The 19487-nt window shown below is 64.4% G+C and carries 18 protein-coding genes; 8 read left to right on the forward strand and 10 right to left on the reverse strand.

Annotated elements, in window-relative coordinates; genetic code table 11:
* Positions 1–173 precede the first annotated feature (173 nt).
* A complete protein-coding gene (locus tag CLU91_RS13500) occupies positions 174–419 on the reverse strand; it encodes a hypothetical protein (protein ID WP_100874575.1) in 246 nt (81 codons plus the stop codon).
* Positions 420–817: 398 nt separating this feature from the next.
* Entirely contained in the window at positions 818–1210 is a 393-nt protein-coding gene (locus CLU91_RS13505; RefSeq protein ID WP_100874576.1) for an Imm10 family immunity protein, read from the reverse strand.
* A gap of 128 nt (positions 1211–1338) precedes the next feature.
* Between CLU91_RS13505 and CLU91_RS13510 the strand changes: the two genes are divergently transcribed.
* From CLU91_RS13510 to CLU91_RS13530, 5 genes are all read left to right on the forward strand, one after another.
* On the forward strand, positions 1339–1755 hold the full coding sequence (locus CLU91_RS13510) for a GNAT family N-acetyltransferase (protein ID WP_332870892.1): 417 nt from the start codon (positions 1339–1341) through the stop codon (positions 1753–1755).
* A gap of 7 nt (positions 1756–1762) precedes the next feature.
* Positions 1763–2509, forward strand: a complete 747-nt coding sequence (locus CLU91_RS13515) for a M56 family metallopeptidase (RefSeq protein WP_100874577.1) — start codon at positions 1763–1765, stop codon at positions 2507–2509.
* A 63-nt stretch (positions 2510–2572) separates the two neighbouring features.
* Entirely contained in the window at positions 2573–3073 is a 501-nt protein-coding gene (locus CLU91_RS13520) for a hypothetical protein (RefSeq protein WP_100874578.1), read from the forward strand.
* A 309-nt stretch (positions 3074–3382) separates the two neighbouring features.
* Positions 3383–4219 carry a universal stress protein gene (locus tag CLU91_RS13525; RefSeq protein ID WP_100874579.1) on the forward strand — a complete coding sequence of 279 codons (837 nt, stop codon included), beginning with the start codon at positions 3383–3385 and terminating at the stop codon, positions 4217–4219.
* A 69-nt stretch (positions 4220–4288) separates the two neighbouring features.
* On the forward strand, positions 4289–5158 hold the full coding sequence (locus CLU91_RS13530) for a hypothetical protein (RefSeq protein ID WP_100874580.1): 870 nt from the start codon (positions 4289–4291) through the stop codon (positions 5156–5158).
* A gap of 51 nt (positions 5159–5209) precedes the next feature.
* On the opposite strand, the gene CLU91_RS13535 is transcribed toward CLU91_RS13530, so the two are convergent.
* The 3 genes from CLU91_RS13535 to CLU91_RS13545 all read right to left on the reverse strand — a co-directional run bounded on the left by CLU91_RS13535 (position 5210) and on the right by CLU91_RS13545 (position 9322).
* Complete coding sequence (locus CLU91_RS13535; RefSeq protein ID WP_100874581.1) at positions 5210–7528, reverse strand: NADP-dependent malic enzyme; 2319 nt, start codon at positions 7526–7528, stop codon at positions 5210–5212.
* 198 nt (positions 7529–7726) lie between these two features.
* Entirely contained in the window at positions 7727–8083 is a 357-nt protein-coding gene (locus CLU91_RS13540; RefSeq protein WP_198521326.1) for a hypothetical protein, read from the reverse strand.
* 36 nt (positions 8084–8119) lie between these two features.
* On the reverse strand, positions 8120–9322 hold the full coding sequence (locus CLU91_RS13545) for an MFS transporter (protein WP_100874582.1): 1203 nt from the start codon (positions 9320–9322) through the stop codon (positions 8120–8122).
* A gap of 121 nt (positions 9323–9443) precedes the next feature.
* Between CLU91_RS13545 and CLU91_RS13550 the strand changes: the two genes are divergently transcribed.
* Positions 9444–9965, forward strand: a complete 522-nt coding sequence (locus CLU91_RS13550; RefSeq protein WP_100874583.1) for a MarR family winged helix-turn-helix transcriptional regulator — start codon at positions 9444–9446, stop codon at positions 9963–9965.
* On the opposite strand, the gene CLU91_RS13555 is transcribed toward CLU91_RS13550, so the two are convergent.
* Positions 9962–10567, reverse strand: a complete 606-nt coding sequence (locus CLU91_RS13555; protein WP_100874584.1) for a hypothetical protein — start codon at positions 10565–10567, stop codon at positions 9962–9964. The genes CLU91_RS13550 and CLU91_RS13555 overlap by 4 nt on opposite strands.
* Positions 10568–10656: 89 nt before the next feature.
* Here CLU91_RS13555 and thiL point away from each other — a divergent pair, with 89 nt between their 5' ends.
* Positions 10657–11637 carry a thiamine-phosphate kinase gene (thiL, locus tag CLU91_RS13560; RefSeq protein ID WP_100874585.1) on the forward strand — a complete coding sequence of 327 codons (981 nt, stop codon included), beginning with the start codon at positions 10657–10659 and terminating at the stop codon, positions 11635–11637.
* Between the two features lies 1 nt (position 11638).
* On the opposite strand, the gene CLU91_RS13565 is transcribed toward thiL, so the two are convergent.
* From CLU91_RS13565 to CLU91_RS13575, 3 genes are read right to left on the reverse strand one after another with little or no spacing between them, the layout of a single operon-like run.
* Complete coding sequence (locus tag CLU91_RS13565) at positions 11639–14215, reverse strand: EAL domain-containing protein (protein WP_100874586.1); 2577 nt, start codon at positions 14213–14215, stop codon at positions 11639–11641.
* Positions 14212–16242, reverse strand: a complete 2031-nt coding sequence (locus CLU91_RS13570) for an ATP-binding protein (protein WP_100874587.1) — start codon at positions 16240–16242, stop codon at positions 14212–14214. Before CLU91_RS13570 ends, CLU91_RS13565 begins: the two co-directional genes overlap by 4 nt.
* Complete coding sequence (locus CLU91_RS13575; protein WP_157814693.1) at positions 16243–16860, reverse strand: YfiR family protein; 618 nt, start codon at positions 16858–16860, stop codon at positions 16243–16245.
* A 222-nt stretch (positions 16861–17082) separates the two neighbouring features.
* Here CLU91_RS13575 and CLU91_RS13580 point away from each other — a divergent pair, with 222 nt between their 5' ends.
* The gene (locus CLU91_RS13580; RefSeq protein WP_100874589.1) at positions 17083–17565 is read left to right on the forward strand and encodes a CinA family protein; all 483 of its coding nucleotides are present in this window, start codon (positions 17083–17085) and stop codon (positions 17563–17565) included.
* Here the strand turns inward: CLU91_RS13580 and CLU91_RS13585 are convergent.
* Positions 17555–19327, reverse strand: a complete 1773-nt coding sequence (locus CLU91_RS13585; protein ID WP_232730739.1) for a GGDEF domain-containing protein — start codon at positions 19325–19327, stop codon at positions 17555–17557. The two genes, CLU91_RS13580 and CLU91_RS13585, sit on opposite strands and share 11 nt — an antisense overlap.
* Between the last annotated feature and the right edge of the window lie 160 nt (positions 19328–19487).

The following is a 19487-nucleotide window of genomic DNA, read 5'->3' on the forward strand; positions in this document are numbered from 1 at the left end:
CATTAAATCCAATAACATCAAGGATTTAGTGGCTTTTTTCTTGCCCATCCGTTTCGGACACCGGCGATTATTCCCCATCAAAACAGCTGTTCATTGCACACGAATGACGCAATGATGACGCCTATCGGGGAATAGCCGCCGCATCAGTCGATAGCGGCGGCTATTCCTTGTCATCATGAGAAGCTTATTTCCAGACCGGCCATCCTGACAACGAAGAAGGTGACGATGCCCAAGGCCAGGAGCAACAACATGAAGACTGCGACCACCTTGCCGCTTGCGCGCAGCACCGCGCGGTTCTGCTTCGCCTTATCCTTATCCTTCTTCCCTTGATCGTAATGCCACTTGATGGCGAAGAACATGCCCGTGCAGAGCACGAAAGCCTTGAATGTCACGAAGACTATGGGGGTCCAATCGATCATTTTGCGTATTTCCAGTCTATTACTTGACACTATCTATCGTGAGGCGCACTACCTCAAAACGCTGCTGCTGCAGCTTCTGTTCCAACCATCTCCCAGGCATCCTGTTTGACTATTCCATTATATCTACCGATGAAATAACCGTGCCATCGGGCACAATGATTTGCCGAATGCGGATGAGAGAGGAGATAACGTCAGCGACTGCCATGCAAGGACGGTGTTGCTGCACGCTCTGATGCATACTACTTGAAAACAATATCCATACATTGAGACAAAATGTCCCAGTTAAAAACCATGCAAGATGAAAATTTTGCTATCTGCTTGCCCCGATTGGCCGCACCGGCCACTCAGGGGATACTCGACGGCCAGGCTGACGAATTGATGGATGCCGTGCGTGCAGATCAACGTTCCTCGCGATAGTAGTCGCAGCCCTCGAACGTGGTGCGCAGCGCCTGCTGCAGCTGGGCGTAGCGCTCCGGCGTCAAACTGAAACGCACGTCGATCTGGCCGTCGTCATCCATCTGCATGGCCGCCTCGGCATCCATCTGCACGGACAGGCGGTTCGGATGCAAAATCACGGCGTGCATGTGGCCATACCAGGCAAATTCCTGGCCGCCATATTCGATGTACGGCTCGTCCATGCCCATGGCAACGTCCTGCTCGTCATACTCGTCGGCGCGCTGCAGCATCAGGTAGACGGGCTCGCCTTTGCCGGCTGGTGCTGCCAGGGTGGTGATCAGGGCGTCGTCTTCATGAATGACGGACAACTCGGTGGCGGTAAATCCTGCGGACATGGCGTGCTTTCAACAAATAAATGAATGACGCCACCATAGCGTAAAAGCGGTGCAAACAACATGGCGCGCGGCGAATAAAGCGTGCCGCCTATAATGGTCATCCCATCCATATTGCACAGGAGAGCGCCTTGACCGCAGCATCGCCCTACACCACCCGCCTGGCCATCCCCGCCATCGCCACCTACCAGCTGCTGCGCGTGGCCGCCGGCATGAGCGCGAAAAGCACGGAGGCGGCGGCCAAGGGTTTACCGAACTCCCTGTTTGCCGTGCAAGTGCTGCACGGCGACGAAGTGGTGGGCATGGGCCGCATCATTGGCGATGGCGGCTGCTTCTTCCAGGTGACCGATATCGCCGTGCTGCCGGCGCACCAGGGCAAGGGCCTGGGCAAGCGCATCATGCGCGAGATCATGCAATTCATCGAAACGGAGGTACCGGAAAGCGCGTACGTCAGCCTGATCGCCGATGGCCAGGCGCAAGAGCTGTACGCGCAATTCGGCTTCAGGCACACGGCGCCCGCCTCGGTCGGCATGGCGCTGACACGCTAGGCGCCCGATGCTGGCCTGGCTGGCATGCACCACGGCATGCGCGCTGCTGTTGAGCGCCGCCGCCTGGCGCGCCGAACGCGCGCTGCAGCGGCGCGCGCACACGACGCGCTGGCTGTGGCTGGAGGCCATCGCCGCGTCCGCTATCTTGCCCCTGGCATGGCTGCCCGGCGTGCTGGCGGCCATGCCGGCGGAACAGGCGCAGCTGAAACTGGGCTGGTTTGTCTTGTCCATCGGCATGCTGCTGCTATTGCTGCTGCGCAGCGCCTGGCTGCTGTCGCACCAGCGTCGCTGGCAGAAAGCATCGCTACTGGGCACGCCCGTGTACTTGAGCGGCGGCATCGGCCCCTGCGTGGCGGGGCTGCTGCGGCCGCGCATCGTGATGCCCGTCTGGCTGCAACTGATTCTTCCCCGGCAACAGGCGCTGCTGCTGGCGCACGCACAATGCCGGCTGGCCGCGTGCGACCCGCAGCTGCTCGCCCTGGCCTACGCCTTGATCGTGCTCATGCCGTGGAACCTGCCCCTGTGGTGGCAGTTGCACCGGCTGCGCTTTGCCATCGAAGTCGATTGCGACGCGCGCATGCTGGCGCACGGCCACGCGTTGCGCGACTATGCCATCGTCCTGCGCCAGCATGGCCAGTACTATTCGGGCTTGACGGGCGCCTCGCCCATCGTGCTGGGCGACCCGCGCGCGCTGCGCCGGCGCCGCCATCTGATGGCCAGATTTACCGGGAAGCCGGCGGCGAACTTGCTATAGTAGCGGCAACGCCGCGCGGCGCGCCCGCGTTCCCGGCTCCCCCTTAGAAATCAGAGAGATACCATGCTTTACCTGCTTGCCATCGTGATCGTCATCGCCCTGCTGTACTACGTCTTCAGCGGCCGCACGCCCGTCAAACCGCTGCACAAGCCGCTCATTTCGGTACGCCAGTACGTGCCGGCGATTCCTGCGGGCGCCCCCGCGCATCACTGGAACGACGAGGGGCGCTTTGCGTCGGAAGTGGAAAACGAAGCGATGTACCAACCCGCCATCGCCAAGCTGGCTGGCGAACACGGTCCCGGCAACGCGGAAGAGAAATGCCTGGCCCTGCTCGTCTGCGACGATGCCAACCCGTTCCAGGACAAGGCCATCGCCGTCTTCATCGATGGCCTGCTGGTCGGCTACCTGTCGCACAACGACGCCCTGCGCCTGCGCCGCAACCTGGGCCGCATGGACCTGGTGGGCCAGCTGACCTCGTGCGACGCCGTCATCCGCGGCGGCGGCCTGTGGAACGGCAAGCGCCTGTCGTATGCCGTCTGGCTGGACTTGCAGCCCTACAATTAAGTGAACTCCCGCCACGGCCAGTGTTGTTGCGTCACACAAAGAAGTGCCGGACAGATGGCGCCGGCGCCGATGCAGACCACTCGGAGGGCAAGGAGTTCGATGCCATTATCGCCGGCAGGGGAGCAGGCATTTTGATGCACATCAAACAGCTCGCAATTTCCTGGCCGATGCCTTGCGGAAGGCCATGGCCCATGTTTTTTTGACCCACATCAAGTCCAGCATAAGAAAACCGCCGTCCGGCACGGCAATGCTGGACTTGCCCGTGTTGCCGTTCTAGCCTTGTTGCCATCCTGACTACCGAGCGACACCATGGCCTATAAATCCATCCTCGTCCACGCCGACCTGTCGCGCCATGCGCCGCAGCGCATCGCCATCGCGGCGCGGCTGGCGCACGCGCACCAGGCGCACCTGATCGGCGCGGCGATGACGGGCCTGTCGCGCTTTACCCTGGAAAACAACCGCGGCATGCGCGGCGGCGCCGTGGCGGCGCAAATCAACGCCCTGCACGGGCAGGCGGAACAGGCGCTGGACCAGTTCGAAACGCTGGCGCGCCAGGCTGGCGCCGTCTCGCTCGAGCGGCGCCTGATCGAGGATGATGAAGATGGCGGCATGGCCGTCAGCGCCCGCTACAGCGACTTGACGGTGCTCAGCCAGCACGACGACAGCGAAGCGCTGCCCGGCGCCATGAGCGACCTGGTGCCCTACGTGATGCTCAACGCGGCCCGCCCCGTGCTGATCGTGCCGCGCAACGGCCAGTTTGCGCAAGTGGACAACACCGTGGTGGTAGCCTGGGATGGCAGCATGGAAGCGACGCGCGCCATCGGCCACGCCCTGCCGCTCTTGCGCGCGGCGCGCCTGGTGGTGCTGGCCCTGCTGCACCCGCCGGCCGGCCATGCGCAGCCGGCGCGCCACCCGGGCGCCGACATCGCCGCCTACCTGAGCCGCCATGGCGTGCCCGTCGAAGTGCGTTCGGCCATCACCACCGGCGACATCGGCGCGGCGCTGCTGGCCATGGCCGCCGAAGTGCATGCGGACTTGCTGGTCATGGGCGGCTACGGCCACGCGCGCTTCCGCGAAATCCTGCTGGGCGGCGTCACGGAAACCGTCTTGCGCCAGATGACGGTACCGGTGCTGATGGCGCATTGACGTCAAGCGCGCCACGTTTATTTACTAAATAGCTATAATTGCCTGATTAATTACTTCAAGGCAATGTACATGAAGCAACAACTGCTCAATTGGAGCAGCGCCCTGGCGCCGTTCGGCAGCGACCTGCTGTGGACCGTCCTGCCGTGGATGCTGCTGTATGGCGTGATCGGCTTTGTGCTGGCGCTCGGCATCTGCTACCAGCTGGCCAGAAAATGCCTGCTGGTGCGCCGTCCGCCCGCCTGGCATGTGGCCGCCAAGCTCAGCTATGTGTTGATCCTAGTCGCGCTGCCGCTCCTCGGTGGCGGGTTTGGCGCCGTGCACAGCGCGCACCGCGTGGTCAGCCAGGCACTCGAACGCGACCTGCAGCCGGTGGTCGAAGCGCAGATGCCGGCGCTGCGCGTCTACCTGGAACAGCAGGTCAGGCTGATCGCCCCGGGCCAGGCTATCAGCATGCGCAGCCTGATCGAGCCATTCGTGCAAGACATGTATTACCGGCCCACCTCGGGCAGTTACTGGGAACGCAGCAAGGCGCGCTGGATCAATGAATTCATTCTGCGTCGCGGCAGCGTGCTGCTGACGCAGGTGCTGCAGGAACAGCTGATCGCCAGGGCAGATGTGCTGGGCGAAGCGCTCAAGGGCGCCGGCTTCCGTGGCCAGGCGACGGGCGAACTGGCCAGCCTGGGCACCGACCTGGCCGTGCGCCTGACCACCGATGTGGCGCGCCAGGCCGATTTCAGCAAACTCGACAAATCAGTGCCGATGATTTTCATCGACGCCATCAAACGCCAGGCCGGCGCTTACTTCAATTCGCTCAAGATCACGCTGGGCCTGTTCGCGCTGGCGGCGCTGTTGCTGGTGTGGGGCGAGATCTTGCTGTACCGCCACTATTACCTGCGCCGCCATCCGGCCGCCACGGCCCTGCCCGTGCCACCGATGTAAAAAAGCCGCGCCTCCTTGCGGATGGCGCGGCTTTTCATGTGCAGCTAGCGCTTAGGCTTTGCGCTGTGCCACGGCGTCGACCACGCACAGGGCCGTCATGTTGACGATGCGGCGCACGGTGGCCGATGGCGTCAGAATGTGCACGGGCTTGGCGCAGCCGAGCAGGATCGGCCCCACGGCGATGCCGTTGCCGGCCGCCGTTTTCACCAGGTTGTAGGCGATGTTGGCCGACTCGATGTTGGGCATGACCAGCAGGTTGGCATCGTGCTTCAGTGCCGAATTTGGCATCAGTTTTTGACGCAGCTTGCTGTCGAGGGCCGTGTCGCCGTGCATTTCGCCGTCGATTTCCAGGTCCGGCGCGCGTTCCTTGATGATGGCCAGCGCGGCGCGCATCTTTTGCGCCGAGGCGCTGTCGCTGGAACCGAAGTTCGAATGCGACAGCAGGGCCGCGCGCGGCGACAGGCCGAAGCGGGTCATCTCTTCGGCGGCCATGATGGTGATCTCGGCCAATTGCCCGGCGTCCGGGTTTTCGTTGACGTGCGTGTCAACCATCACCAGCTGGCGCTCCGGCATGATCAGGACGTTCATGGCCGCATACACGTTGCTGCCGGCGCGCTTGCCCAGCACCTGGTCGATGTATTTCAGGTGCAGCTGGGTCGTGCCGAAGGTGCCGCAGATCATGCCGTCGGCGTCGCCCTTGTGGATCATCATCGAACCGATCAGGGTGTGGCGGCGGCGCATTTCCAGCTTCGCGTATTCCTCGGTGACGCCCTTGCGGCTCGTCATCGCGTAGTACGTATTCCAGTAATCGCGATAGCGCTCGTCGAAGTCCGGGTTGATGACGTCGAAGTCGACGCCTTGCTTGAGGCGCAGGCCGAATTTCTGGATGCGCGCTTCGAGCACGGGTGGACGACCGACCAGGATGGGACGCGCCAGTTTTTCATCGACCACCACTTGCACGGCGCGCAGCACGCGCTCTTCTTCGCCTTCGGCGTAGACGATGCGTTTGAGTTCGGCCGGCGTGGATTTGGCCATCAGGAACAGCGGCTTCATGAAGGTGCCGCTGCGGTAGACGAATTGCTGCAGGCTGTCCGCGTACGCTTGCAAGTCCTTGATCGGACGCGTGGCGACGCCCGATTCCTCGGCCGCCTTGGCCACCGCTGGCGCGATCTTGATCAGCAAACGGGGGTCGAACGGCATCGGGATCAGGTATTCAGGACCGAACGACAGGTTGCTGATGCCATACGTGGTGGCCACGATATCCGACTGCTCGGCATGCGCCAGGTCGGCGATCGCGTGCACGACGGCGATTTCCATCTCGCGCGTGATGGTGGTGGCGCCGCAATCGAGGGCGCCGCGGAAGATGTACGGGAAGCACAGCACGTTGTTGACCTGGTTCGGATAGTCCGAACGGCCCGTGGCGATGATGGCGTCGCTGCGCACGGCCTTGACTTCTTCCGGCAGGATTTCCGGATTCGGATTGGCCAGCGCCAGGATCAGCGGATTCGGCGCCATCTTGCGCACCATGTCTTGCTTGAGCACGCCGCCGGCGGACACGCCGAGGAAAATGTCGGCGTCCGGGATGATCTCGGCCAGGGTGCGCAGCGGCGTGTCTTGCGCGAAGCGTTCCTTGTCCGGGTCCATCAGTTCCGTGCGGCCCTTGTAGACCACGCCGGCCAGGTCGGTGACGTAGATGTTTTTCAAAGGGAAGCCCAGGTCGACGATCAGGTCCAGGCAGGCCAGCGCCGCGGCGCCCGCGCCCGAGACGACCAGCTTGCAGTCCGCGATTTGCTTGCCGACGGCTTTCAAGCCGTTCAGGATGGCCGCGCCGACGATGATGGCGGTGCCGTGCTGGTCGTCATGGAAGACGGGAATCTTCATGCGGTCGCGCAGCTGGCGCTCGATATAGAAGCACTCGGGCGCCTTGATGTCTTCCAGGTTCACGCCGCCGAAGGTCGGTTCCAGCGAAGCGATGATGTCGACCAGTTTATCCGGGTCCATCTCGTTGATTTCGATGTCGAAGACGTCGATGCCGGCAAATTTCTTGAACAGCACGCCCTTGCCTTCCATCACCGGTTTGGCGGCCAGCGGGCCGATATTGCCCAGTCCCAGCACGGCCGTGCCGTTGGTAATGACGGCCACCAGGTTGCCGCGCGCCGTATATTTATAGGCATTGGCCGGATCGATGACGATTTCTTCGCACGGAGCTGCCACGCCTGGCGAGTAGGCCAGCGCCAGGTCGCGCTGGTTGGTCAGTTGTTTGGTGGGCGTCACGCTGATTTTGCCGGGGCGCGGGCACTCGTGATATTCGAGTGCGGCCAAGCGCAATTGTTGACGCAATTCTTCTTTTTTATCAGATGACGAATCCATGCTGTGCAGCCTTCCTGTTTGGTCGATCGGGTGTTCCGGATTTTATCAGACCAATTCTTTCAATTAGCTAGGTATTTTCCGCTAGCCACAGTCTGATATCACGAAAACGCATAACCTAGCATTGTAAGGCCGTCCGGCGGCACAAACGTCCCCAGCAGTAAAAACTATCGAATTTTAGATTTCAATTAGTTTTTGTGATCATTGGCCGGGAGCACGCCACAGCGGCAGCGCTTCGACGGCGCGCTCGATATCGTCCATGTCATCGGCGCCCAGAGTGGCGTCGAACGCTGCGGACAGGATGCGGCGCATCAGCGCCAGGCGCGTCGTCGCTTGCTCCTCGTCGATGAAGCGCGTCGTTTCCGCGCAATACTGCGCACGGCGCTCGGCATCGGCGCCGTCATCGTCGCCGTCGGGATAATAGTGGCGGCCGATGTGATGCAGCGACTGCAGCAGGAATTCGATCTCGCGCAGGATGCGCAGCGCATCCTCGCCGGACAGCACGATGCGGCCGTTGGCGGGCAGCAGGGAGGGTGGCGCAGCCATATCGTCAGCCATGGTGGTACATCTTTCTCGCGGGGAAAAACCGATAGCCTACGCGATTTTTCCCGCTGGCGACGCCAGCCGCGCCCCCGGCGTGAAGCGCACGGCGATCAGCAGCAGCACCACCACGCCGCCGGCCATCACCATCCACGCCTGGGCCAGGCTGGACGAATGCTGGCGGATCAGGCCGGCGATGAAGGGCATGCTGCTGGCGATGATGTAGCCGCCACCCTGTACAAAACCGAGCAGGGCGCCGGCGCCGGCCGGGTCCGTCACATGGTCCATGCTGACGATCAGCGACAAGGGGAACAAAGCGCCGATGCCGCAACCGAGCAAGACCACGGCGGGAATAGCCAGTTGCGCCGGCGCCACGATCAGGCAAGCCAGGCCGCCCAGCACGGACAACAAGACGGACAGCAGCAGGATGCGGCGGTCGGGAAAGCGGTGGATGACGCTGGAAATCACCAGTCCCGCCAGCACTTCCACCAGGGTCAGGGCGCCGAGCAGCAAGCCGCTGTCGGCCGCGCTCCAGCCCAGTTCCGTATAAAACGGCGGCAGCCAGGCCAGCACCAGCGTGTAGGCGCCCGTGCCGATGCCGAAAAACACCATCAGCAGCCAGGCGCGGCCACTGCCCATGGGCAGGCTCGCGCCCGCGCCGGTAGATATCTCCACGCGCGCGGCCGATGCACGGCGCCACAGCAGGGCGGCCGCCACGGCCGGCAGCGCCCACAGGGCCAGCAGCGCGCTCCAGCCCCAGCTTTGCGCCAGCGGTGAAGCGGACGCGGCGGCAATGGCCGCGCCGCCCATGATGCCGGTCGTATAAAAGCCCATCAACTGGCCCGCCCGCTGGGGGAAATGGCGCTTGATGAAGGCTGGCAGCAAGGCTTGCACCAATGCGATGCCCAGGCCACCCAGGGCCGCCGTGGCAATCAGGCCGCCGCTGCCATGCAAGGGCCAGCGCAGCGCGCAGGCGGCAGCGATGATGGCGATGCCCAGCGAGATGCCACGCGCCACGCCCAGGCGGCGCTGCAGCTGCGCGCCCGCCAGCGCGCACACGCCCATGGCGAACACGGGCACGGTGGTCAGCAAGCCCGCGTCGGCATTGCTGATGCCCGTGCTGGCCTGGATACTGTCGAGCAAGGGCCCGATGGCGGCCAGGATGGGCCGCAAGTTCAAGCCCAGCAGGATGATGGCGGCCACCAGCAGGGCCGAAGACGTTGAAGAAGGGGATACGGCAGGTCGTGCGGATGGCATGGGATAGTCCTTGCCTCGCTGGGAGGCACATGGTTTAATGCGTCATCAAATATGACTCGATGAAAAGTATCTTAGCATAAAGATAGAAATCTATCTTGATGTCGAGATAAATGACTACCCCATGACAACTACCCCGCAAGAACACACGCGCGCGCAATTTGCCGCCGCACAATGGCAGCGTGAATTGCCGCAGATGGATACCGCCGCCATGCAGCTGGTGGGCCAGCTGGGCACGGTGGCGCAGCTGATGGCGCGCGACTGGCTCAACCCGCTGTTTGCCGAACACGGCTTGCAACCGGGCGAGTTCGACGTGCTGGCCACCTTGCGCCGCTCGGGCGCGCCCTACAGCTTGATGCCGACGGCCCTGTACGAGGCAGCCATGCTGTCCTCGGGCGGCATGACCAACCGCATCGACCGGCTGGAAGCGGCCGGCCTGATCGAACGCCAGAAGCACCCGACGGACCGGCGCGGCGTGCTGGTGGCCCTGACGCCGAAGGGATTGGAGTTGATTGACAAGCTGGTGCTGCTGCACGTGGAGAACGAGCGCGCCATGCTGTCGGCGCTCAGCGCCGACGAGCAGCGCCAGCTCGACCAGTTGCTGGCCAAGCTGTTGCAGGGCATGGCGCAGGCGAAGGAAATTTAGGCAAGCAGCTGCGCCAGCTCGCGCAGCGCCGCATTGCCGCGCCGTGCCAGGCGCTGCAGTTCGGCAGGGTCGCGGCTGTCGTACAGGGCCTGGACATGGCCCACGCTGGCCGCGCGCAAGTCGATATCGCTGTCGCGGTCGGGAAGCTGGGCGTCGGCCACGTGCCCCTCGACGAGGGTCAGATAGTAATGCCGGGGCTTGCCGCGCAAGTTGGCGGCAAACTGCAGCACCAGGCCATTCTCAAACAGCAGGGCGCCGCTGCGTCCGCCCTGTTCCAGCAGCACGCGAAACGCCGGCAAGGGCTGCCGCGCCGCGCGCAGGAAACCGGCCAGGTGCACCTGATAGCCGAGGTCCAGGCCATTCGCGCCCAGCTGGCCGCGCTGCAGATACGCCTTGAACGACGCCTGCACAGACCGCTTGCCCCTGCGGAACAGGCGCTCGTCCTCGTACAGGCACAGCTGGCCGCCGTCGCTGATGGCGTCGAAGCCCCACGCCACCAGTTCCTGCGCCTCGAAAGTACTCAAGCCGACGGCTTGCGGGTCGCGCAGCCAGCCGTGATCGAGCCAGGATTGCAGTAAGACGTGAATATCGAGAATGGGCATGACAAGTCGCTCGGCAGTGGAAAAGACCCGTATTGTAGGCCAGCCTATAATAGCCGGGCCAAACCATCACTCAACGCACAGACTACGCCATGGCCCCACACGACGCGCTTTCCGAATTCGACCTGATCAAACACTATTTCGTGCGCCAGCGCACCGGCCGCGCCACCCTGGGCATCGGCGACGATTGCGCGCTGATTACGCCAGCGGCGGGCAAGCAGATCGCCATCTCGTCGGACATGCTGGTCGAGAACCGGCACTTCTTTGCCGGCGCCGACGCCCGCATGCTCGGGCATAAAAGCCTGGCCGTGAATTTGTCCGACCTGGCCGCCATGGGCGCGCGTCCCGTGGCATTCACGTTGGCGCTGGCGCTGCCGCAAGCCGAGCGCAGCTGGCTGGCCGGCTTTGCCGAAGGCCTGTTTGCGCTGGCCGATGCGTTTAATTGCGAACTGATCGGTGGCGACACCACCAAGGGCCCTTTGAATATCTGCATCACCGTCTTTGGCGAACTGGCGCCTGGCCAGGCCCTGCGCCGCAGCGCGGCCGTGGCGGGCGACGACATCTGGGTCAGCGGCACGCTGGGCGACGCGCGCCTGGCGCTGGCCGGCTACCGCGTGGAACAGGAACTGGCGCCAGACGACCTGCTGATGGCCGCCGCGCGCATGCACACGCCCACGCCGCGCGTGGCGCTCGGTTGCGCCCTGGCCGAAGCGGGCCTGGCACATGCGGCCATCGACATTTCCGACGGCCTGGTGGGAGACCTGGGGCACATATTGAAAGCGTCGCAAGTGGGCGCCACCCTCGACGTCGACGCCCTGCCGGCCGGCCCCGTGCTGGCGCGGCAAGACATGCATCTGCGCCGCCGCTACACGGCCGCCGGCGGCGACGATTATGAGCTGTGCTTCACGGCGAGCGCCTCGTCGCGCGACGCCATCGCCGCGCTGGCGGCCAGCTGCGGCACGCCAGTCACCAGGGTCGGACGCATTGAGGCGCACACAGGCTTGCGGCTGGTCGATGCGGCAGGTTTGCCGCTCGATTTGGCGTTGAGTTCTTTCGACCACTTCAGCGATTGAGCTACCGCACCGCCGCCCGCGCCAGCCCCGGCTGGTTCACCATCCAGTAGTGCTGGAAGGCCAGGCGGATGTTGTCGCGCAGCTGGGTGTCGTCCCACGGTTTCGTGTAGAAACGGTAGATGGCGCCGCGGTTGATCGAGTCGAGCACCGCTTCGAGGCCCGTGTAGCCGGACAGGATGATGCGGATGGTTTCCGGGTACAGCTCCTTCACCTTGCTGAGGAACTCCGTGCCGCTCATGCTCGGCATGCGCTGGTCGCAGACGATCACGTGCACCCGGTGCAGGGCCAGCATTTCAAACCCTTCGGCCGGCGTGCTGGCCGTGAGAATCTGGTAGCCCTCGGAGCGGAACAAACGGTGCAGCGACGACAGCACGTTGACGTCGTCGTCGACGATGAGCAGCGTCTGCGCGGGCTGGGCGGCGGGATCGTGGCCGGGCGGCAGGCCGGCGCCGGCGGCGATCATCTGCCCCAGTTCCAGCGCCGGCAGGGCGCGGCTGAAATAAAAGCCCTGGATCTCGTCGCAGCGGTTGCGCCGCAGGTATTCGAGCTGCGGGCGCGACTCCACGCCCTCGGCCACCACGCTCAGTTTCAGGCTGTGCGCCATGCTGACGATGGCCAGCGCGATGGCCGCGTCGTTCGGGTTGCTGGTGATGTTGCGCACGAAGGCGATGTCGATTTTCAGCTTGTCGATGGGGAAACGCTGCAGATACGCGAGGCTCGAATAACCGGTGCCGAAATCGTCGATGGCCACCTTGACGCCGATTTTTTTCAGTTTGCCCAGCACGACGATGGTGCGCTCGGCGTTCGACATCAGCGCCGTTTCCGTCAGTTCCAGCTCCAGTAATTCCGGCGCTACATTGTGCTGCGCCAGCGCGCGCGTCACTTCGCCTTCCAGGTCGCCTTCGGCAAACTGGCGGCTCGACACATTCACAGCCACGTGCACGGGCCCCACTTCGCTGTCGCGCCACTCGGCGATCTGGCGGCAGGCGGCATGGATCACCCAGGCGCCCACGCGCACGATCAGGCCCGTGTCTTCCAGCACCGGCACGAATTCGGCCGGCGCCACCAGGCCGTAGCCGGGACGGCGCCAGCGCAGCAGCGCTTCCACGCCGCTGATGCGGCCCGTGCGCAAGTCCACCTTGGGCTGGTAGTAGAGGATGAACTGATCGTGTTCGAGCGCATGGCGCAGCGCCAGTTCCAGGTCCAGGCGCGCCAGTACCTGCACGTTCATGCCGGCCGTGAAAAAGCGATAGCCATCGCGCCCCGCCTGCTTGGCGCCGCCCATGGCCGTATTCGCGTACTTGATCAGCGTTTCCGGATCGGTGGCGTCGTCCGGATACATGGCGATGCCGATGCTGGCCGTCAGGGTGGCCGCATGGCCGCGCAAGTCGAACGGCGCGCGCAAGGCTTCGCGCACCTGGTTCGCTACCGCCACGGCTTCCTGCTGGTTGCGGCTCATGGTCAGTATCAGCGCAAATTCGTCGTTGCCCAGGCGCCCCACCGTGTCGCGCAGGCGCACGCATTCGACCAGGCGGTTGCTGAACTGGCGCAGCAGCTCGTCGCCCAGCGCCGCGCCCAGGGTGTCGTTGATGCTTTTGAAGCGGTCGAGCGCGATGAACAGCACCACGATGCGCCAGCTCTTTTCCTGCGCCAGTTCGACGGCCTGGGCCAGCGTCTGGTAGAACAGGCTGCGGTTCGGCAGCCCCGTCAAGCCATCGTAATGGGCCAGGTGCTTGAGGCGCTCCTGCGCCTGGCGCCGCTCGCTGATGTCGCGCGCCACGGCGATCAGCAGCAGGCCGCCCGTGGACTGCCCTCCCCCCACGGGCGCTTGCGCATACCAGTGCCAGCCCAGTTCCACGGGCACCGGGCTCAGGTCGCGCCGCAACAGTTCGCATTCCGTCACTTCCGTGGCCAGGTGGGCCGGGCCGCCCGGCAGCGCGGCCAGTGGCGGGGCCGGCGGCGACGGCAGCAAGGTGCCAGGGGCCAGCGCCAGCAGTTCGGCGCGCGCATAGCCGAGCAGGCGGCACGCGCCGTCGTTGACGTCGACCAGGGTCATGCCCAGCACGTCGACGAGGAAGATGGCGTCGGTGGTGGCGTCCATGGCGCCGCGAAAGCGCTGCAGTTCGGCCGTGCGCTGGCCCACCGTGCGTTCGAGCAGGGTGTTGTAGTGACGCGCGGCGCGGTGCAGCAGCCGCACTTCGAGCATGTTGCGGATGCGCGTGAGCACTTCGAGCGCGTCGAAGGGCTTGCTGATGAAGTCGCGCGCGCCCGCTTCCAGCGCGGCCAGCTTGGCGTCCGGGTCGGCGGCGATCACCAGCACGGGCAAATAGCCTTCCAGTTCCAGCGGACGCAAGGCATCCATCACGTCGTAGCCGCTCATGCCGGGCATGACCAGGTCGAGGATGATCAGGTCAAACTGGTGGCGCTGGTGCAATCCGGCCACGGCGCGCGCGTCGAGGGTGCTGCTGATGGCCGAGTAGCCGCCGCTGCCCAGCAAGTGCTCGAGCAGGCGCAGATTGACTTCCTGGTCGTCGACGATGAGAATTTTCGCCGCATAGATATCGGCCTGGCTGATCATGGCGCGCCTGCTCCCTTTTGCCGGCGCTGCTGCGCCAGATAGGCCAGCGTGCTGTTGATCGCCTCGGTAAATTCATCGAGGTTGATCGGCTTGGTCAGATAGCGGTAAAAGCCCAGCGCCATGCTGCGCTCGACGTCGCCCGGCATGGCGTTGGCCGTCAGGGCGATGACGGGGATGTGCGCCGTACGCGGATCGGCGCGCAACAGTTTCAGCGCATCCGTGCCGTTCACATGCGGCAGGTTGATGTCCATCAGGATCAGTTGCGGTAAATGCGTGCGTGCCATCTCCACGCCCAGGCGGCCATCGGTGGCCGTCAGCAGCTGCAATTGCGGGCAGTAGCGCACGATTTCCTCGACCAGGGTCAGGTTGGCGGGATTGTCTTCCACGTACAGCAAGGTCACGGGGGCGCTGTGTTCGAGCAGCGCGCCGGCCAGGTCCGGCCGCGCCAAGGCCGGGGCCACGGGTACGGGCAAGGCGTCGACCACGCGCAGCTCGATCCAGAAGGTGCTGCCCTCGCCGGGCGCGCTGGTCACGCCGATGCTGCCATCCATCAGCTCGACCAGGCGCTTGGTGACCACCAGGCCGATGCCGCTGCCTTCTTCCGTGCCGCCCTCCTGCCCCAGCCGGTTGAAGGGCTGGAACAGCAGCGCCAGCTGTTCGGCATCGAGCCCCACGCCCGTGTCGCGCACGCTGATGCGCACCCGTCCGCACGCGTGCGGCGCGCATTCGATGGCCACCTGCCCCTGCTCGCAGTTGTACTTGAGCGCATTCGACAGCAGGTTCAACAGAATTTGCTTGAGGCGCGTGCGGTCGGCCAGCACGTTGAGGGGACAGGCGTCGGGGAAGGCCATGCCGATGCCGCGCTGGCTGGCCAGCGGCGCGATCATGTCGCGGCATTCCTGCAAGATGGCGTCCAGGCCCACGGGTTCCAGTGACAGGCTGACCGTGCCTGACTCGACCTTGGCCAGGTCGAGAATTTCATTGATCAAGGTGAGCAAATGGCGTCCCGATTTGAGGATATGGCCGGCGAATTCCTTCTTTTGCTCCAGGGTCGACGGCAGGCGGTCGGAACTGAGGATTTGCGCGAAGCCCAGGATGGCGTTCAGCGGCGTGCGCAATTCATGGCTCATCGACGACAGGAAGGCCGACTTGGCATAGTTGGCGCTGCGCGCCTCTTCCATCGCCATGGCCAGTTCGCCATTCGTCATTTCCAGCTGCATCGTGCGCTCGTGCACGCGCACTTCCAGTTCCTGGTTCAGGCGCATGACTTCCTGCTGCGCCTCGGTGCGCTGTTCGCCCTCGCGCGCCAGTTCGCCGTTCGAGCGTTCCAGCGCGTGCGTGCGCAGCTCGATCTCGGCCAGCATCTTGTTGAAGGAATCGACCAGCTGCGCCACTTCGTCGTCGCTGAGCTTGCGCGCGCGGCGCGAGTAGTCGCCCGTCTCGATCACTTCGCGCGCCACGTCGGCGATATCGAGGATGGGCTGCGTGATGACGAAATCGAGGCGGCGCAGCAGCAGCAAGGCCACCAGCAGCGCCAGCACCGTCACGCCCAGCGCGATGGCCAGGTAATCGGCCGTGCGGCCGGACAGCTCATAATCGGCGCGCAGATACACGGTGCCCAGCAGCTCGCCATTGTCGACGATGGGCTTGAACAATTCCACCGAGCTGCCGGCGATGCTTTCGCCTTCCTTGCCCGCCTTTGCCGGCAGCGCGCCCACGCGCTCGTTCGCGCGATAGCTGGCAAACAGGCTGCCGTCGGCCTTGTACAGGGCGCCGGCCGTGACGCGCGGGCGGATGCGCATCAGGTTGAGGTTTTCCAGCGCCAGGCGCTCGTCATCGAAGGCCAGCGCGGCCGAGCTCATGTGCCCCAGCAGCTCGGCCTGGGTACTGATGTCGGCCACCAGGTTGCGGTGATAGGCGCGCAAGTCGTAGACGACGATGGTGCCCAGCGAAATGGCGAGCGCCACCAGGGTGGTCAGCAAGACCACCGACATCAGCTTGTGGCGGATGGAACGCAGTCGTATCATCTAGGCGCCCCCCGTCTGCACGCGGTAGGCGGCCAGCAGCATGCGCGCGCTGATGCGGATATGCGCCTGCGCCACGGGTTTCAAGGCCACGTCGAAGCGCACCTTGTCTTCGGCCATCACAAAATTGATCATGCTGCCCATCGCGTAGACCTCATCCGAATCGGACACCGTCAACAACGCCAGGCCACGGCTGGCGGCCAGCATCTCCTGCAGCGCCGTTTTTTCCAGCGCGCCCAGGTACAGCACGTGCAGCCCGGCCAGCGCTTCGCCGCGGCGCACTTTTTTCACCTGCACGGCGCGGCCATTGACGCTGTGCCCGGCCACGCTCTGTTCGAGCTGCTCGGCCAGCGCATCGGCGCCCGCCACGCCGATCACCAGCGGAGAGTCGGGCCGGGCAAAGCTGCCATCTGGCCACTCGACATAACCGGCAAACTTGTACAGATACGCGGCCTTGACCTGGCGTTCCAGCTCCCCCGGTACCTGCGATCGCGCATCGGCGCACAGCACGCCCAGGAGCAGCAATAGCCAGCCCCAGCGAAGAGGGCGGCGGCCGGCGCCGCGCGCGGAGCGGCGCAGGGGGCCAGGATGACGGCACCAGGTCCAGTTCAGAATTGCCATGACAACCGAGTAAGATAATGCATACGAAGGCGCGGCACCATGCCGCTTGCCGGTTCGGGCGATGCGCACCAGGGTGGCGCAGCGACAGAGCGCCTGCCGGCCCGAAGTGGTAGCAAATGTATAAAAGAGTGTACGCATTTTCGCTGGTACCGGGGAAAGTTTCTTTTACCGTTGGCCATGCTACAGTCTCGCCACCATTTTCACCGCATGCAGGAGTCTTCCATGAGCAACGCACTCGTCCCCCTCTCCACCGCCGTCGGCCTGGCTTTGCAGGCAAAGGGCCTGCTGCTGGCCACGGCCGAATCGTGCACGGGCGGCGGCGTGGCCCAGGCCGTCACGGACGTCTCAGGCTCAAGCGCCTGGTTCGAACGGGGCTTCGTCACCTATTCCAACGGCGCCAAGAGCGGCATGCTGGGCGTGCCTGCCGAACTGATCGCCGCACACGGCGCCGTCAGCGAGGAAGTGGCCGCCGCCATGGCGCTGGGAACGCTGGCGCACAGCGATGCCCAGGTGGCCGTCTCGACCACGGGCATCGCCGGCCCCACGGGCGGCGTGCCGGGCAAGCCCGTCGGCACCGTCTGCTTCGGCTGGGCCATGGACGGTCGCGTGCAGACGCAGCGGCTGGTGTTTACGGGCGACCGCCAGGCCGTGCGCGAGCAGGCCGTGGCGCACGCGCTGCGCGAACTGCTGCGCTTTATCCAGTAGCGTCGGCGATGCAGGCGCGGTCGCGTCCCGCCTGCTTGGCCGCATACAGGGCGCTGTCGGCGCGCAGCAGCAATTCATGGCGGCCGGCGCCATGGCGCGGATACTCGGCGATGCCGGCCGAAAAGGTGCAGCCCGTCAAGCTGTGCGGCGCCTGCCGGATCAGCAACTGGCGGTAGCGCGCGGCGATATCGTCGATCTTGTGCGCCGCGATGAGGCTGTCGGCTTCGCGCAACAACAGGCAGAATTCCTCGCCGCCATAGCGGCACACCATGTCGCTGCCGCGCAACTGGCCTTCCACCAGGCGCGCGAACTGGATCAGCACTTCATCGCCGAAGTTGTGCCCGTAGGTGTCGTTGACGCGCTTGAAGAAATCGAGGTCGATGATGGCGATGGCCACGGGCGCATCCGCATCGGCTTCGTGCAGGATGGCATTGAGGCAGGTTTCAAAATGGCGGCGGTTGTACAAGCCCGTCAGGTGGTCGCGCATGGCCTGCTCCTTCAGGCTGTCCTGCAGCGAATTGACGTGCAGGATCTGGTGCGCCAGTTCGCGGTTCAGGTGCTCGAGCTTGACGTTTTCCGTCTCGCGCGCCGCCTGCAGTTCCAGCGCCTTGTCTCGCTCGGCTTTCAGGCTGTGCATTTCCTTTTCCAGGTTGCGCATCAGGCTGCGCGAGGCACGCGCCGATTTGCTGCTGGCCTCGTAGGCGGCCTGGTATTGCTGCAAATAGCCATACGCGACCTGCCATTCGCCCAGCTGGGCATTGATGTCGGCCAAGCCGCGCAAAATCTGCTGCTGGTGAAACGGATTGCGCGTCCAGCTCAGCAGGCTGTGCGCCTGCGTCAGCGAGGCCAGCGCCTGCGCCGTCTGGCCCGCGTGCAGGTCCAGCTTGCCGCGCACCAGCCACGCATGCATTTGCTCTTCCAGGTCCTGGCCGCGGCGCGCATAGTCCTCTGCCCGCAACAGCAGTTGCAGGGCGCTGTCGGGCCGCTGCAGCAAGATGGCGGCGTGGGCGGCGATGCAAAACAAAAAGGCGCGCACGGCCAGGTCTTCTTCCGGCCACTCGTAAAACGGCTCGACCAGCGCCAGCGCCTCGGCTGGCTTGCCCGTAGCCAATAAACACATGGCCAGGTTGGCTGAGACGATGGTTTGCTGGTATTTCAATTTTTGCGTGCCGATGATCCCGAGTGCCTCGACCAGCAGGGGAATCGCATCTTCATCGTTGCCCAGGTCATGCTGCGACGACGCCAGGTTCGACAGGCTGTTGACCCGGTGCGCGGGGCTGCCGAAGCGTTCGGCAATGTCGAGCGCCAGCAAAAAGTTGCGCGGGCCGTCCTGCGTATCGCCACGGTTCAGGGCGTCGACGCCCAGGCGCGCGTACAGCATGAATTTGTGCAGGGAATCGGGTATCTGCGCGGCCTGGCTGCGCGCTTGCAGGAAATGCTGCTCGGCATCGGCAAAGTCGCCGCGCCGGCTCGCATATGCGCCCTGCAGGGCGGCCACTTCCATGCCCCCATCCAGGTCGCCGCTGTGCTGGAAATACGCGTGCAGGCGCTCGCACGACGGTTCGGCCTCGCCCGCGTAATACGCCAGCCAGCAATGATTCAGTTCCGCATACGCGCCGCCGCGCGCATACTGTTGCCGTTGCGCCGCCGCCAGCGCCATCTGCGCCAGCCGGCGCGCCTGGCGGCGGTTGCCGACCAGGCAAGACAGGGCTTGCTGATTCAAACGGTCAATGTCGGCTTTATCGAGACTGGAGATCGGCACTGCGTCCTCGTTCACACTCTGGGGGTGCATTTTTCACACAAAACTTGCTCTGTATCAATGGTATCCTGATTAACATCATAACCAGATTCGCTGTTCCGCATGGCATATTTGCAACCGATTGTGGTAAAAATGCCAGTCGCCGCTGTCACGGATCTTTGAT

Source organism: Janthinobacterium sp. 64, from assembly GCF_002813325.1.
Classification (GTDB): Bacteria; Pseudomonadota; Gammaproteobacteria; order Burkholderiales; family Burkholderiaceae_D; genus Janthinobacterium.

Excerpts from the sequence above, each read along its gene's own strand:
- CLU91_RS13550 (WP_100874583.1), top strand. The coding sequence starts at position 9,444 with ATGACAACTACCCCGCAAGAACACACGCGCGCGCAATTTGCCGCCGCA.
- CLU91_RS13545 (WP_100874582.1), bottom strand. The coding sequence starts at position 9,322 with ATGCCATCCGCACGACCTGCCGTATCCCCTTCTTCAACGTCTTCGGCC.
- CLU91_RS13530 (WP_100874580.1), top strand. The coding sequence starts at position 4,289 with ATGAAGCAACAACTGCTCAATTGGAGCAGCGCCCTGGCGCCGTTCGGC.
- CLU91_RS13520 (WP_100874578.1), top strand. The coding sequence starts at position 2,573 with ATGCTTTACCTGCTTGCCATCGTGATCGTCATCGCCCTGCTGTACTAC.
- CLU91_RS13575 (WP_157814693.1), bottom strand. The coding sequence starts at position 16,860 with ATGGCAATTCTGAACTGGACCTGGTGCCGTCATCCTGGCCCCCTGCGC.
- CLU91_RS13535 (WP_100874581.1), bottom strand. The coding sequence starts at position 7,528 with ATGGATTCGTCATCTGATAAAAAAGAAGAATTGCGTCAACAATTGCGC.
- CLU91_RS13555 (WP_100874584.1), bottom strand. The coding sequence starts at position 10,567 with ATGCCCATTCTCGATATTCACGTCTTACTGCAATCCTGGCTCGATCAC.
- CLU91_RS13500 (WP_100874575.1), bottom strand. The coding sequence starts at position 419 with ATGATCGATTGGACCCCCATAGTCTTCGTGACATTCAAGGCTTTCGTG.
- thiL (WP_100874585.1), top strand. The coding sequence starts at position 10,657 with ATGGCCCCACACGACGCGCTTTCCGAATTCGACCTGATCAAACACTAT.
- CLU91_RS13540 (WP_198521326.1), bottom strand. The coding sequence starts at position 8,083 with ATGGCTGACGATATGGCTGCGCCACCCTCCCTGCTGCCCGCCAACGGC.
- CLU91_RS13570 (WP_100874587.1), bottom strand. The coding sequence starts at position 16,242 with ATGATACGACTGCGTTCCATCCGCCACAAGCTGATGTCGGTGGTCTTG.
- CLU91_RS13515 (WP_100874577.1), top strand. The coding sequence starts at position 1,763 with ATGCTGGCCTGGCTGGCATGCACCACGGCATGCGCGCTGCTGTTGAGC.
- CLU91_RS13505 (WP_100874576.1), bottom strand. The coding sequence starts at position 1,210 with ATGTCCGCAGGATTTACCGCCACCGAGTTGTCCGTCATTCATGAAGAC.
- CLU91_RS13580 (WP_100874589.1), top strand. The coding sequence starts at position 17,083 with ATGAGCAACGCACTCGTCCCCCTCTCCACCGCCGTCGGCCTGGCTTTG.
- CLU91_RS13525 (WP_100874579.1), top strand. The coding sequence starts at position 3,383 with ATGGCCTATAAATCCATCCTCGTCCACGCCGACCTGTCGCGCCATGCG.
- CLU91_RS13565 (WP_100874586.1), bottom strand. The coding sequence starts at position 14,215 with ATGATCAGCCAGGCCGATATCTATGCGGCGAAAATTCTCATCGTCGAC.